The 13,963-nt window shown below is 67.8% G+C and carries 11 protein-coding genes; 9 read left to right on the top strand and 2 right to left on the bottom strand.

All coding sequences use genetic code 11. The features are described 5' to 3' along the window. Positions 1-10: 10 nt before the first annotated feature. On the bottom strand, positions 11-1,429 hold the full coding sequence (gene sufB, locus E4M00_RS05900; protein WP_056163118.1) for a Fe-S cluster assembly protein SufB: 1,419 nt from the start codon (positions 1,427-1,429) through the stop codon (positions 11-13). A gap of 269 nt (positions 1,430-1,698) precedes the next feature. Here sufB and E4M00_RS05895 point away from each other — a divergent pair, with 269 nt between their 5' ends. The 3 genes from E4M00_RS05895 to E4M00_RS05885 all read left to right on the top strand — a co-directional run bounded on the left by E4M00_RS05895 (position 1,699) and on the right by E4M00_RS05885 (position 4,440). Further along, positions 1,699-2,637 (top strand): COX15/CtaA family protein, encoded by a 939-nt coding sequence (locus E4M00_RS05895; RefSeq protein ID WP_135119963.1) that lies wholly within the window; start codon positions 1,699-1,701, stop codon positions 2,635-2,637. Positions 2,638-2,656: 19 nt separating this feature from the next. Beyond that, positions 2,657-3,643, top strand: coding sequence for a UDP-glucose 4-epimerase GalE (gene galE, locus E4M00_RS05890; protein ID WP_135119521.1), 987 nt, complete (start codon positions 2,657-2,659; stop codon positions 3,641-3,643). 77 nt (positions 3,644-3,720) lie between these two features. Next, the gene (locus tag E4M00_RS05885) at positions 3,721-4,440 is read left to right on the top strand and encodes a hypothetical protein (protein WP_135119520.1); all 720 of its coding nucleotides are present in this window, start codon (positions 3,721-3,723) and stop codon (positions 4,438-4,440) included. A gap of 72 nt (positions 4,441-4,512) precedes the next feature. Here the strand turns inward: E4M00_RS05885 and E4M00_RS05880 are convergent, their stop codons facing one another. After that, positions 4,513-5,433: a heme o synthase gene (locus tag E4M00_RS05880; protein WP_135119519.1), complete on the bottom strand. Its 921-nt coding sequence runs from the start codon at positions 5,431-5,433 to the stop codon at positions 4,513-4,515. 352 nt (positions 5,434-5,785) lie between these two features. On the opposite strand from E4M00_RS05880, the gene tkt reads away from it, so the two are divergent. Genes tkt through pgl form a run of 6 tightly spaced genes read left to right on the top strand, consistent with a single transcriptional unit; the run spans position 5,786 to position 13,900 of the window. Next, positions 5,786-7,879, top strand: coding sequence for a transketolase (gene tkt, locus E4M00_RS05875; protein ID WP_135119518.1), 2,094 nt, complete (start codon positions 5,786-5,788; stop codon positions 7,877-7,879). A gap of 27 nt (positions 7,880-7,906) precedes the next feature. Continuing rightward, entirely contained in the window at positions 7,907-9,019 is a 1,113-nt protein-coding gene (gene tal, locus E4M00_RS05870; protein WP_135119517.1) for a transaldolase, read from the top strand. Continuing rightward, positions 9,016-10,617, top strand: coding sequence for a glucose-6-phosphate isomerase (locus E4M00_RS05865; RefSeq protein ID WP_135119516.1), 1,602 nt, complete (start codon positions 9,016-9,018; stop codon positions 10,615-10,617). The genes tal and E4M00_RS05865 overlap by 4 nt, the downstream gene beginning before the upstream one ends. A gap of 15 nt (positions 10,618-10,632) precedes the next feature. Next, positions 10,633-12,174, top strand: coding sequence for a glucose-6-phosphate dehydrogenase (gene zwf, locus E4M00_RS05860; protein ID WP_135119515.1), 1,542 nt, complete (start codon positions 10,633-10,635; stop codon positions 12,172-12,174). Continuing rightward, positions 12,171-13,136: a glucose-6-phosphate dehydrogenase assembly protein OpcA gene (locus E4M00_RS05855; protein WP_135119514.1), complete on the top strand. Its 966-nt coding sequence runs from the start codon at positions 12,171-12,173 to the stop codon at positions 13,134-13,136. The genes zwf and E4M00_RS05855 overlap by 4 nt, the downstream gene beginning before the upstream one ends. Next, on the top strand, positions 13,133-13,900 hold the full coding sequence (gene pgl, locus E4M00_RS05850; RefSeq protein ID WP_135119513.1) for a 6-phosphogluconolactonase: 768 nt from the start codon (positions 13,133-13,135) through the stop codon (positions 13,898-13,900). Before E4M00_RS05855 ends, pgl begins: the two co-directional genes overlap by 4 nt. The last annotated feature ends 63 nt before the right edge of the window (positions 13,901-13,963 follow it).

Genomic DNA, 13,963 nt, shown 5'->3' with positions numbered 1-13,963 from the left:
AGGAGGAAGGTCATCCGACAGAGCCTTCCATGCCCATCTCGATGAGCTTGTTGAGTTCGAGCGCGTACTCCATGGGCAGCTCGCGGGCGATCGGCTCGATGAAGCCGCGCACGATCATCGCCATGGCCTCGTCTTCGGGCATGCCGCGGCTCATGAGGTAGAACAACTGCTCCTCGGAGACTCGCGAGACCGTGGCCTCGTGGCCGAGCTGCACGTCGTCGACACGGATGTCGATGGCCGGGTAGGTGTCGGAGCGGGAGATGGTGTCGACCAGGAGGGCGTCGCAGCGCACGGTGTTGGCGGAGTGGTGCGCGTTGGCATCAACCCGCACCTCGCCGCGGTAGCCGGCGCGGCCGCCGCCCCGGGCGATCGACTTCGAGACGATCGAGCTCTGCGTGTGCGGAGCCATGTGGATCATCTTGGCGCCGGCGTCCTGGTGCTGGCCGGGGCCGGCGAAGGCCACGGAGAGGGTCTCGCCCTTGGCGTGCTCGCCCATGAGGTAGATGGACGGGTACTTCATCGTCACCTTGGAGCCGATGTTGCCGTCGATCCACTCCATCGTCGCGCCCTCACCGGCGGTGGCGCGCTTCGTGACGAGGTTGTAGACGTTGTTCGACCAGTTCTGGATCGTCGTGTAGCGAACGCGGGCGTTCTTCTTCACGATGATCTCGACCACGGCGGAGTGCAGCGAGTCGCTCTTGTAGATCGGGGCCGTGCAGCCCTCGATGTAGTGGACGTAGCTGCCCTCGTCGGCGATGATCAGCGTGCGCTCGAACTGGCCCATGTTCTCCGTGTTGATGCGGAAGTAGGCCTGCAGGGGAATCTCGACGTGGACTCCCGGCGGCACGTACACGAACGATCCACCCGACCAGACGGCGGTGTTCAGAGCGGCGAACTTGTTGTCGCCCGACGGGATGACGGTGCCGAAGTACTCGTCGAAGAACTCGGGGTGCTCCTTCAGAGCGGTGTCGGTGTCCATGAAGATCACGCCCTGAGCCTCGAGCTCCTCGTTGATCTGGTGGTACACCACCTCGGACTCGTACTGGGCAGCGACGCCCGAGACGAGGCGCTGGCGCTCGGCCTCGGGGATGCCGAGCTTCTCGTAGGTGCTCTTGATGTCGTCGGGCAGGTCTTCCCAGGTCTGGGCCTGCTTCTCGGTCGACCGCACGAAGTACTTGATGTTGTCGAAGTCGATCTCCGACAGGTCGGCACCCCAGGTGGGCATCGGCTTGCGTTCGAAGAGCTGGAGCGCCTTGAGGCGCCGCTGCAGCATCCACTCGGGCTCCTGCTTCAAAGCCGAGATGTCGCGAACCACCTCCGGCGAGATCCCACGCCGGGCGGATGCGCCTGCAGCGTCGGAATCCGACCAGCCGAACTCGTAGGTACCGAGCCCTTCCAGTTCGGGGCGGTCGATGAGAACGTCCGACATGTCTCCCTCTTTCCTACCCATGACGACCGGCTATCAATCCGGCTCATTCCCCTTCCGCGTATGTGGATACGAACGGTCACGAGGTCTGATTTGTGCGGGGCAGCTTCTGTGCGTACCTAGAATTGTCGAAGGAACCGAAAGAGCGTGTGCCGACTGATTGACACCGGTGACACGCGGTTCTCCAACCAATTGATTCTACAGGCACCCGCGGTGACGTTGCAGCGGCGCAGCCCGTGAGTCTGCCGTACGAAGAACAGGACCTCCCCGACGTGTCGCGATTTCTGAACTGGCTCCCCACGCAGATCGATCGCCGCGTGCGCGTCTTCGCCTGGCTCTCGCTGATCGCCCAGATCGTGCTCATCGGCACGGGCGGGCTCGTCCGCCTCACCGCATCCGGTCTCGGATGCCCCACCTGGCCCACCTGCACGGCGGACTCCCTCGTGAACACTCCCGAGATGGGCGTCCACGGGGTGATCGAATTCGGCAACCGCCTGATGACCTTCGTGCTCGTCTTCATCGCGATCGCGATGTTCCTGCTCGTCATCCGCATGCGCGCCGAACGCCGCGACCTCTTCCGGCTCTCCCTGTTCATCGGCCTCGGCATCCCGGCCCAGGGCGTCATCGGCGGCCTCAGCGTCCTGACCGGTCTCAACCCCTACGTCGTCGGCCTGCACTTCGTCGTCTCGATCGTTCTGGTCTGCCTCGCCACGGCACTCGTGCACCGGGTCTACGCCGCTCCGGGCGCCCGGGCTCTCGCCGTCCCGCGGTGGTACGCGATCATCGCCCACATCACGAGCGCCGTCGTGGCGATCACGATCCTGGTCGGCATCATCACCACGGGGTCTGGCCCGCACGCGGGAGACGCGGATGCCCCGCGCAACGGACTCGACCCGGAGGTGCTGCAGCATGTGCACTCCTGGCCCGCCTACGTGACGCTGGCGCTCACCGTGGCCATGCTGATCGCCGCGCTGGTGGCGAAGATCCCCGGCGGCGGGACGGTGTTCCTCCTCCTCGCCGTCGAGGTCGCGCAGATCGTCGTCGGCCTGATCCAGGCACGCACCGGGCTACCGCCCTTCCTCGTCGGCCTGCACATGGTGCTCGCAGCCTGCCTCGCCGCGGCGATGACGAACGTCGTGCTCTCGCTTCGTCGGCCCCAGTCGGCGCCGACGACGGCGACCGCGCACCTCGACGCTCGCGTGAGCGCATGACGGCGGCGCTGGTGCGACGATGACCGTCATGGTCACGGGCGGCGCCGGGTACATCGGTGCTCACGTCGTGCGACTCCTGAACGAGGCGGGGGTCCCGGTCGTCGTCGTGGACGACCTCTCGTCCGGGATCGCGTCGCGCGTGTCCGGCGTGCCGCTCGTCGAACTGGATGTCGCGGCATCGGGCGCCGCCGATGCGATCTCCGCTGCCATGACGCAGTACGCCGTCGATGCCGTCATCCACTTCGCGGCGAGGAAGCAGGTCGGCGAGTCGGTCGGCTCACCCGTCTGGTACTTCCAGCAGAACGTAGGCGGCCTCGCCAATGTGCTCGCCGCAGCGGAGCAGACCGGCGTCGAACGCTTCGTGTTCTCCTCGTCGGCCGCCGTGTACGGGATGACGGGCGACCACCCCGTCACTGAGGACGCGCCGCTCTCCCCCATCAATCCCTACGGCGAGACCAAGCTGGCCGGCGAGTGGCTGCTGCGTGATGCCGCCCGGGCATTCGGGCTGCGAACGGTGAGCCTGCGCTACTTCAACGTGGCCGGAGCAGGCTGGAGCGACCTCGGCGATCCGCAGGTGCTGAACCTCCTCACGATCGTGCTCGACAGGATCGCCGAGGGAGGCGTTCCGACGGTCTTCGGCACCGATTTCGACACCGAGGACGGATCCGGCGTACGCGACTACGTGCACGTGCTCGACATCGCGACCGCGCACATCGATGCGCTCGAGTACCTCGGGCGCGATGAGCGGCAGTACGACGTGTTCAACGTCGGGCGGGGCGAAGGCGTCTCCGTGCTGGATGTCATCGCGGCCGTCAGCGCCGAGACGGGCCGGGACATCACTCCCGTCATCGCCGAGGCCCGCGCCGGGGATCCCGCACGGGTGATCGCGGACGCCACCCGGCTGCGCTCCGAGACCGGCTGGACGGCCGAGTACGGATTCGACGAGATCATCGCGTCGGCGGTGGATGCGGCATCCGGGCGCCCGATCGACCCACCACACGGGTGACGATGCCTCCCTGGGACGATCGGCTTCGACGGCGCGGCAGCCGGACTTCCGGGTTGTCACGCTCGTAGACTCCCGACATGACAGCCGGCTCAGTGCCCGCGGACGACAGGCTCGACATCGAGACGATGGCGAGGCATCAGGCTCGTGCGGCCTGCCGCAGGCTCGCCGACACTCCGTACGACAACGGATTCATGCCGCTGTACGCCGACCTCTACCTCGACTCGCGGCCGTACGCCTCCTTCGCCGTCGTCCCCGACGAACGCGCACTCGGTGTGCTGCACCACATCACGAAGCACCTGAACGCCGATGCCATCGCCATCACGAGCGACACCTGGATAGCGGTGGGGCTCGACCCCGAGACGCGGGCGTCCGCCACGATCGAGTCGAGGTTCGAGGTCGGCGACCCGCGGGTGTCCGAGGCCCTCGCCGTCACCGTGGGCTCCCTCGACGACGGCCTGCTCTCGGTCCGCATCCCGTACGCGCGCAGCGTGATGGACGGCCTCGAACTCAGCGAACCCATCATCAGCGGGCTCAGTGACGGCGACGAGTTCCACGGCCCGATCAGCGACGGGCTCGTCGACGCACTCAACGGCGTGGAGGACGAGGCTGCGGCATCCGTTCGCGATCGGATCATGGCTCCGACGGATGTCGAGGTCGCGATGCTGCTCTTCGACCACGAGGGCTGGGGCGGATTCGACCGGCTCGATCCGGGATGGGCGCGCACCCGGTTCGGGGTGAGCAACGTCGACGAGACGAATCCGCTCGCCCTGCTGCTCGCGGCCGCCGTGATCGACTGATCCGGAGCGCCCTCTCGTGAGGGTCTGCCCCGCTCGAGGTGGCGCGCAGGCCGCTGCGATGGAGCGGGAAGGTCAGAAGGGCAGCAGCGGGTCGATGCCGATGGCGAGGAACAGCAGCGACAGGTAGGCGATCGACCCGTGGAACACCCGCATCGGCGACACGTCGACGTGCCGGATGGCCAGGTCGTAGAGGCGGTGCGACTCGTACAGGAACCAGCCGCCGACGACGAGCGCCACGGCGGAGTAGACGAGTCCCATGCCTGCGACGGGGATGAGCAGCAGCGAGCACGCCACGGTGGCCCACGCGTACAGGATGACCTGGAGTCCGACCTGGGCACGACCGCGCACGACGGCGAGCATCGGCACTCCTGCGGCCTTGTAGTCCTCGCGGTACTTCATCGACAGCGGCCAGTAGTGCGGGGGCGTCCAGAGGAAGATGATCGCGAACAGGATGAACGGCGTCCACGACAGGCTGCCCGTGACGGCGGCCCAGCCGATGAGCACGGGCATGCAGCCGGCAACGCCGCCCCAGACGATGTTCTGCGAGGTACGGCGCTTGAGGATCAGGCTGTAGAACACCACGTAGAGCAGGATCGCCCCGAGCGACAGCGCCGCGGCGAGCCAGTTGGTGAAGGCCCAGAGCCAGACGATGGAGGCGATGCCGAGCCCCCACGCGAAGACGAGGGCCTCACGGTCGGTCAGGTCGCCGGTCACGAGGGGGCGGTTCTTCGTGCGCTTCATCAGGCGATCGATGTCGCGGTCGATGTAGCAGTTGAAGGCCCCGGCGGAACCGGCGCTCATGGCGCCGCCGATCAGGGTCGCGAGCACGAGCCACAGGGACGGGATGCCGCCCTGCGCGAGGATCATCGTCGGAGCGGTGACGACGAGCAGCAGCTCGACCACGCGCGGCTTCGTCAATGAGATGTACGCGTTCAGCTTGCGTCGGACTCCGATGGAGGACGCGGCGGATCGTGTCTCAAGTGCGACGTTCATTACTCCCCATAATCCGGGAATAGTCGGCCCGGGAATGCTGCTGCCAGTCTAGGCCATCGGCGCGCGACGGAGCCCCACAGCCACCTCACAGCGAGGTCGGCCGACTGTGGGGATCATGCAACCGGACTGTAACGGCGCCCTGCCTCTTCGTCCCTAATAGACAAAGACGCTGTCTCTATACTGGGAAGGCTCGCCTATCAGCCTGTGCGCCCGGCGTGAGCCGATCCTCGTCGAACGACTCGCTCCCCCGCGTTCACGTGCTGTGTGCCAAGGATGACGACGGCGTGCTCCGATAACAACGGAGCCCTGCAACTGCGGTGGCTCCTGACGCATTGAGAAGGGTCAGTTACCAGTGCCAGCTCTGCAATGGGAACCCATCGACGACAAGGCCGTCGACACCGCGCGAATCCTCGCAGCGGACGCGGTCGAGAAGGTGGGCAACGGCCACCCCGGGACGGCCATGAGCCTCGCCCCCGCGGCCTACCTGCTCTTCCAGAAGGTCATGCGCCGTGACCCGTCCGACAACGAATGGATCGGTCGCGACCGATTCATCCTCTCGGCCGGCCACAGCTCGCTGACCCAGTACGTGCAGCTCTACTTCGGCGGCTACGGCCTCGAGCTCGACGACCTCAAGGCGCTTCGCACCTGGGGCTCACTCACCCCCGGACACCCCGAGTACGGCCACACCGACGGCGTCGAGATCACCACCGGCCCGCTCGGACAGGGCCTCTCCTCCGCCGTGGGCTTCGCCTACGCGCAGCGCTTCGAGCGCGGCCTGTTCGACCCGGATGCCGCTGCGGGCACCAGCCCGTTCGATCACAACATCTACGTCATCGCCGGAGACGGCGACCTCCAGGAGGGCATCACCAGCGAGGCGTCATCGCTCGCCGGTCACCAGGAGCTCGGAAGCCTCGTCGTGATCTACGACAGCAACCAGATCTCCATCGAGGACGACACCAACATCGCCTTCACCGAAGACGTCGCCGCCCGCTACGAGGCCTACCACTGGCACGTGCAGACGGTCGACTGGAAGAAGACCGGCGAGTACGTCGAGGACGTCGCCGAGCTGCACCGCGCGATCGAGGCCGCCAAGGCCGAGACCGACAAGCCGTCGCTCATCATCCTCAAGACGATCATCGGCTGGCCGAGCCCGAAGAAGCAGAACAGCGGAAAGATCCACGGCTCCGCCCTGGGCGCCGAGGAACTGGCCGCCGTCAAGGAGGTTCTCGGCTTCGACCCCGAGAAGAACTTCGACGTCGCCCCCGAGGTCATCGACCACACCCGTCTCGCTCTCGAGCGCGGTGCAGCCGAGCACGCCGAATGGCAGGTGTCGTTCGACGCCTGGGCTGAGGCGAACCCCGAGCGCAAGCAGCTCCTCGACCGCGTGCTGACGGGTGAGCTGCCCGACGGTGTCGAAGACGTCCTCCCCGTGTTCGAGGCCGGTGTCGAGATCTCGACCCGTGCCGCATCCGGCAAGGTCATCAATGCCATCGCCGGCGTCGTGCCCGAGCTGTGGGGCGGATCGGCCGACCTGGCCGAGTCCAACCTGACGACGATCACGAATGCCGCGTCATTCGTGCCCAGCGAGCACTCCACCCACGAGTGGACGGGCAACGAGTACGGCCGCGTGCTGCACTTCGGAATCCGCGAGCACGCGATGGGCGCCATCCTGAACGGCATCGTGCTGCACGGCAACACGCGTCCCTTCGGCGGCACCTTCCTGATCTTCAGCGACTACATGCGCCCGGCCGTCCGTCTCGCCGCGCTCATGAAGGCGCCGGCGATCTACGTCTGGACCCACGACTCCGTCGCCCTCGGCGAGGACGGCCCGACACACCAGCCGGTCGAGCAGCTCTCGACGCTGCGTGCGATCCCGGGTCTCGACGTGGTGCGCCCCGGCGACGCCAACGAGGTGTCCTACGCCTGGCTCGAGATCCTCAAGCGTCGCCAGGGACCGGCCGGTATCGCCCTCACCCGCCAGAACATCGCGGTCTTCGAGCGCGGTGACGGCGAGGCGTCCGGCGACGTCTTCGCGTCCGCGAAGAACACGGCGAAGGGCGCCTACGTCCTCGCCGAGGCAGCGAACGGCACGCCCGACGTCATCCTCATCGCCACAGGGTCCGAGGTTCAGCTCGCCGTGCAGGCGCGCGAGGCGCTCAAGGCCGACGGGATCAACGCCCGCGTCGTGTCGGCGCCGAGCCTCGAGTGGTTCGAGGAGCAGTCGGCCGAGTACCGCGAGTCGGTGCTCCCGGCATCCGTCACAGCCCGTGTCTCGGTCGAGGCCGGCATCTCGATGAGCTGGGACAAGTACGTGGGAGACCGCGGCCGCAGCATCTCGATCGAGCACTTCGGTGCCTCGGCCGACTGGAAGACGCTGTTCCGCGAATTCGGCATCACGGCTGAAGCCGTCGTCGCCGCCGCCAAGGAGTCGCTCGCATCCGCGTGATGCGCAGCATGAAGGAGATCTGAACACATGACCGGAACCACCCCCCTCGCCGAGCTCTCAGCAGCCGGCGTCAGCATCTGGCTCGACGACCTCTCGCGTGAGCGCATCACGTCGGGCGGCCTGAAGAAGCTCATCGAGGAGAAGAACGTCGTGGGCGTCACCACGAACCCGACGATCTTCGCCGGAGCCCTCGCCAACGGCCACGCCTACGAGGAGCAGGTCGCCGAACTCGCCGCTCGCGGCGCATCGGTCGACGAGGCCGTCTTCGAGATCACGACGGATGACGTGGCCAACGCCTCCGACATCTTCCGTGGCGTGTACGACGCCACGGACGGCGTCGACGGCCGCGTCTCGATCGAGGTCGAGCCCGGCTTCGCCCACGACGCCGCGAAGACCATCGAACAGGCCAAGCAGCTCTGGGCCAAGGTCGACCGCCCCAACGCGATGATCAAGATCCCGGCAACGGTCGAGGGCCTCGAGGCCATCACCGAGGTCATCGGAGCCGGCATCAGCGTCAACGTCACGCTGATCTTCAGCCTCCAGCGTCACCAGGCCGTCATCGCGGCCTACATCGCCGGACTCGAGAAGGCCCAGGCCGCGGGCATCGACCTCTCGACCATCCACTCCGTCGCCTCCTTCTTCGTGTCGCGCGTCGACACCGAGATCGACAAGCGACTCACGGCCATCGGCACCGACGAGGCCCTCGCGCTCAAGAGCAAGGCCGGCGTCGCCAACGCCCAGCTGGCCTACGAGCTCTTCAAGGACGAGTTCGCCACCGACCGCGCCCAGAACCTGCTCAGGGCCGGCGCCAACGTGCAGCGCCCGTTGTGGGCGTCGACCGGCGTCAAGGACCCGTCGCTGCCCGACACCCTCTACGTGACGAACCTCGTCGCGCAGGGTGTCGTCAACACGATGCCCGAGAAGACGATGGAGGCCACCTTCGACCACGGAGTCATCGAGGGCGACACCGTCAGCGGCTCGTACGACGCCGCCCGTGAGATCCTCGACCAGCTCGAGGGCCTCGGCGTCTCCTACGACGAGGTGACCGCCCTGCTCGAGAAGGAGGGCGTCGAGAAGTTCATCGTCTCCTGGGGCGAGCTGCTCGAGACCGTGAAGACAGCGCTCGAGGCCGCGAAATGAGCTTCCGCATCTCGGTGAGCGGAGCCGCAGCCGAGGCCGTGCGCACGCACGTCCCCACCCTCGTCAAGGATCTCGTCGCCTCGGGCATCACCGGTTTCGACGCCGCCCTCTGGGGACCGGATGCCGAAGCCGAGGCCGCGAAGCGTCTCGGCTGGACCGAGTCGGTCGCGGTCTCCCGCCCGCTCGTCGAGGAGATCAACGCCCTGCGCGATGAGCTCCACGCCGCCGGGGTGCGCCACATCGCCCTCGCCGGTATGGGCGGATCATCGCTCGCTCCCGAGGTCATCACCAACACGGCCCGCGTCGACCTCACCGTGCTCGACTCCACCGAGCCCGGCCAGGTGCTCAGCGCCCTCGGCGACCGCCTCTCCGAGACGGCCCTCGTCGTGTCGTCGAAGTCGGGCTCGACCACCGAGACCGACAGCCAGCGTCGTGCCTTCGAGCAGGCCTTCAGGGCAGCGGGCATCGACCCGCTCACGCGCATCATCGTCGTGACCGACCCCGGGTCGCCCCTCGACAAGAACGCCCGCGAGACCGGCTACCGCGTCTTCAACGCCGACCCCAACGTCGGCGGCCGCTACTCGGCGCTCACGGCGTTCGGCCTGGTGCCGAGCGGCCTCTCGGGCGTCGACATCGGCGAGCTCCTCGACGAGGCCGAGACCATCTCCCTCAGCCTCGCGATCGACGACGAGTCGAACCCCGGTCTGATCCTCGGTGCTGCGATCGCCGGCACCTCTCCCCTGCGCGACAAGCTGGGCATCATCACGGATGGCACCCACATCGTCGGCTTCGGCGACTGGGCCGAGCAGCTCATCGCCGAGTCGACCGGCAAGCTCGGCAAGGGCATCCTGCCCGTCGTGCTCGAGAAGGACGCCCCTGAGCTGAAGGACGAGCTCGCCGACCTGCAGCTGGTGCGCCTGGTCGACGACGCCGGAGACGACGTGTTCGTCGAGGGTGCCGACGAGATCCGCGTCAGCGGAACCCTCGGCGCGCAGTTCCTGGTCTGGGAGTACGCCACGGCCGTGGCCGGGCGCCTCCTCGGCATCAACCCCTTCGACCAGCCCGACGTGGAGTCCGCGAAGATCGCCACCCGCGCCCTGCTCGACGCCCGTCCGGCCCCCGAGCCTGCAGCGTTCGTGACCGGAGGCATCGAGGTGCGCGGGACGCCCGACGTCATCGGCGCCTCGAGCGACCTGGTGTCGGCCATCGAGGTCCTCCTTGAGGAGGTCGCCGACGACGGCTACATCGCCATCCAGGCATACGTCGACCGTCTCGCCCTCCCGCAGCTCACCGAGCTGCGCGCGATCCTCGCCGAGCGCTCGGGCCGTCCGGTGACGTTCGGATGGGGGCCGCGGTTCCTGCACTCGACCGGTCAGTTCCACAAGGGCGGTCCGGCCGTCGGCGTGTTCCTGCAGATCACGCAGAACCCCGTCGAGGACCTCGAGATCCCGGGCATCCCGTTCACGTTCGGCGAGCTCATCCAGGCGCAGGCCATCGGTGACGCCAGCGTGCTGGCCGACCACGGCCGGCCCGTGCTGCGACTGAACCTGACGAACGCCGCCGCGGACACCGCAGCGTTGTTCGACGCGATCCGCTAGTCGCGAAGGAGCAGTATGAACCCCGCTGACGTGTCAGCCGAGCACAACCCCCTGCGCTCGGCCAAGGACTACCGCCTGAATCGCATCGCCGGTCCGAGCGCGCTCATCATCTTCGGCGTGACGGGTGACCTGTCGCGCAAGAAGCTGATGCCGGCCGTCTACGACCTGGCCAACCGCGGCCTGCTTCCTCCCGGATTCGGTCTCGTCGGGTTCGCCCGGCGCGACTGGGAGGACCAGGACTTCATGGAGATCGTGCACGAGTCGGTGAAGAAGTACGCGCGCACGGAGTTCCGCGAGGAGGTCTGGACGCAGCTCGCCCAGGGCATCCGTTTCGTGCCGGGTACCTTCGACGACGATGCTGCGTTCGAGACCCTCAAGGAGACCCTCGCCGAGCTCGACACCGAGCGGGGAACCATGGGCAACCACGCGTTCTACCTCTCGATCCCGCCGAAGGCCTTCCCCCAGGTGACGGAGCAGCTCCGTCGCTCCGGACTGGCCAAGCCGGCCGACGGCGAGTGGCGACGCGTCGTCATCGAGAAGCCGTTCGGTCACGACCTGGCCTCCGCCCGTGAGCTGAACGAGATGGTGGCGTCGGTGTTCCCGGCCGATGCGGTGTTCCGCATCGACCACTACCTCGGCAAGGAGACCGTGCAGAACATCCTCGCTCTGCGCTTCGCCAACCAGCTCTACGAGCCCATCTGGAACGCCAACTTCGTCGACCACGTGCAGATCACGATGGCCGAGGACATCGGCGTCGGTGGCCGAGCCGGCTACTACGACGGCATCGGCGCGGCCCGCGACGTCATCCAGAACCACCTCCTGCAGCTGCTGGCCCTGACCGCCATGGAGGAGCCCATCTCCTTCGAGGCATCAGCTCTCCGCTCGGAGAAGGAGAAGGTGCTCTCGGCCGTGCGCCTGCCCTCCGACCTCTCGAAGTCGACCGCGCGCGGTCAGTACTCCGGCGGGTGGCAGGGTGGCGAGAAGGTGCTCGGGTTCCTCGAGGAGGACGGGATGAACCCCGAATCCACCACCGAGACCTACGCCGCCCTCAAGCTCGAGATCGGCACCCGGCGCTGGGCGGGAGTCCCGTTCTACCTGCGGGCGGGCAAGCGCCTCGGCCGTCGCGTCACCGAGATCGCCGTGGTGTTCAAGCGCGCACCGCAGCAGCTCTTCGCCGACAGCCAGACCTCGCAGCTCGGCCAGAACGCCCTCGTCATCAGGGTGCAGCCCGATGAGGGCGTGACGATCCGCTTCGGCTCGAAGGTTCCCGGCGCCGGCATGCAGGTGCGCGACGTCACCATGGACTTCGGCTACGGCCACGCCTTCACCGAGGCGAGCCCCGAGGCCTACGAGCGTCTCATCCTCGACGTGCTGCTCGGCGATCCACCCCTCTTCCCACGCCACGAGGAGGTCGAGCTCTCGTGGAAGATCCTCGACCCGATCGAGGAGTTCTGGGAGACGCAGGGCCAGCCCCAGCAGTACAAGCCCGGATCCTGGGGCCCCGACGAAGCCGATGAACTACTGGCCCGCGACGGCCGCACCTGGAGGCGTCCATGATCGTCGACCTGCCCGACACCACGACGAGCGGCATCTCGAAGGCACTCGTCAAGATCCGCGAAGAGGGCGGCGCCGTCGCCCTCGGTCGCGTGCTCACCCTCGTCATCGCGTCTGACGAGTCGATCACCGAGGAGGCCATCGAGGCCGCGAACGATGCATCGCGCGAGCACCCCATGCGGGTCATCGTCATCTCGACGGATCCGGATGCCGCTCCCGACGCAGCTCCCGGCCTCGATGCCGAGATCCGCGTCGGCGGCGACGCCGGTGCCAGCGAGGTCGTGATCCTGCGTCCCACCGGCGACACGGCGAAGGACGAGCAGAGCCTCATCATGGGCCTGCTCCTGCCGGATGCCCCCGTCGTCGTCTGGTGGCCCGGGCGCGCCCCCGAGGTTCCCGGAAAATCTCCGCTCGGTCTCATCGCGCTCCGTCGGATCACGGATGCGACCCGTCGCCACGCCGATCCGCAGCTCGCCCTCGAGGCCTGCGCGAAGAACTACACGCCGGGTGACACCGACTTCGCGTGGACGCGCGTGACACTGTGGCGCGCCCAGCTCGCCGCCGTGCTCGACCAGCCGCCGTACGAGAACGTCACCGGCGTCCAGGTCTCGGGTTCGGCCGACTCCCCGTCGACGACGCTCCTGGCCGCCTGGCTGCACCTCGCACTGCAGGTGCAGACCGAATACGAGCTCACGGGCGCCGAGAGCTCGCAGGGCATCCACGGGGTGCGTCTGTTCCGTGGCGACGAGTCGATCGACCTCGTGCGTACGCACGGCGGCATCGCGACGCTCACCCAGCCCGGCCAGCCGACGCACGACGTGGCGCTCGCGCGCCGCAACCTGCGCGACTGCCTCGCAGACGAGCTGCGCAGACTCGACCCCGATGAACTGTATGGTGAGGTCATCACGGGTGGACTGGCCACCCTGGGCGCCCCGAGCGCGATCACGGAGGGCCCTCTCGCATGACGAACGAACGCCGCGTCCTGGTGCACGCCGACACGGAGTCGCTCGCGGCATCCGTCGCCGCGCGCTTCATCACGAAGACAGTCGACATCCTCGATGACCAGGCCACGGCGAACGTGGTGCTCACGGGCGGTCGCGTCGGCACGGCCGTCCTCGCCGCCATCAACGCCAGCCCGGCGCGTGACACCATCGACTGGTCGCGGGTGAGCTTCTGGTGGGGCGACGAGCGCTGGCTCCCCGCCGGCGACGCCGAGCGCAACGATCAGCAGGCTCGTGATGCGCTGCTCGATCACATCAGCGTTCCGGCCGAGAACGTGCACCCCTACCCGTCGTCGGATTCCGGGATCAGCCTCGACGACGCCGCGCTGCAGTACGCGGCGGAGCTCGCGGCCCACGGAGACGGAGAGGGTGCTCCCCGGTTCGACATCACCTTCCTCGGCGTCGGACCCGACGGCCACATCGCGTCGCTGTTCCCGCACCGCTCCGGCATCAGCATCGAGGACCGTTCGGTCATCCCCGTGCGCAAGTCCCCCAAGCCGCCTGCCGAGCGATTGAGCCTCACCCGGCCCACCCTCAACTCCTCGGAGCGGGTCTGGATGGTGCTCTCCGGCGCCGACAAGGCCTCGGCCCTGGGCCTGGCCCTCGCCGGCGCGGCTCGCGATGAGGTGCCCGTCGCCGGGATCAAGGGGCGCAAGCGCACGGTGTTCTTCGTTGACGCGGATGCCGCATCAGAGGTTCCCGAGAACCTCATCGCGCCCAGCTACTGAGCTGCCGCGCAGCACGCGCACACGACGAAGAAGGGCCGCATCCGATCGGATGCGGCCCTTCTT

The organism is Orlajensenia leifsoniae, from assembly GCF_004570845.1.
Taxonomy (GTDB): Bacteria; Actinomycetota; Actinomycetes; order Actinomycetales; family Microbacteriaceae; genus Orlajensenia; species Orlajensenia leifsoniae.
The sequence above is the reverse complement of the archived record's forward strand: the minus strand, read 5'-3'. Positions and strand labels throughout refer to the sequence as shown.

Coding starts and splice junctions, on each gene's coding strand:
- E4M00_RS05885 (WP_135119520.1), top strand. CDS start 3,721: ATGACAGCCGGCTCAGTGCCCGCGGACGACAGGCTCGACATCGAGACG.
- galE (WP_135119521.1), top strand. CDS start 2,657: ATGACCGTCATGGTCACGGGCGGCGCCGGGTACATCGGTGCTCACGTC.
- pgl (WP_135119513.1), top strand. CDS start 13,133: ATGACGAACGAACGCCGCGTCCTGGTGCACGCCGACACGGAGTCGCTC.
- tal (WP_135119517.1), top strand. CDS start 7,907: ATGACCGGAACCACCCCCCTCGCCGAGCTCTCAGCAGCCGGCGTCAGC.
- E4M00_RS05865 (WP_135119516.1), top strand. CDS start 9,016: ATGAGCTTCCGCATCTCGGTGAGCGGAGCCGCAGCCGAGGCCGTGCGC.
- E4M00_RS05855 (WP_135119514.1), top strand. CDS start 12,171: ATGATCGTCGACCTGCCCGACACCACGACGAGCGGCATCTCGAAGGCA.
- E4M00_RS05880 (WP_135119519.1), bottom strand. CDS start 5,433: ATGAACGTCGCACTTGAGACACGATCCGCCGCGTCCTCCATCGGAGTC.
- zwf (WP_135119515.1), top strand. CDS start 10,633: ATGAACCCCGCTGACGTGTCAGCCGAGCACAACCCCCTGCGCTCGGCC.
- sufB (WP_056163118.1), bottom strand. CDS start 1,429: ATGTCGGACGTTCTCATCGACCGCCCCGAACTGGAAGGGCTCGGTACC.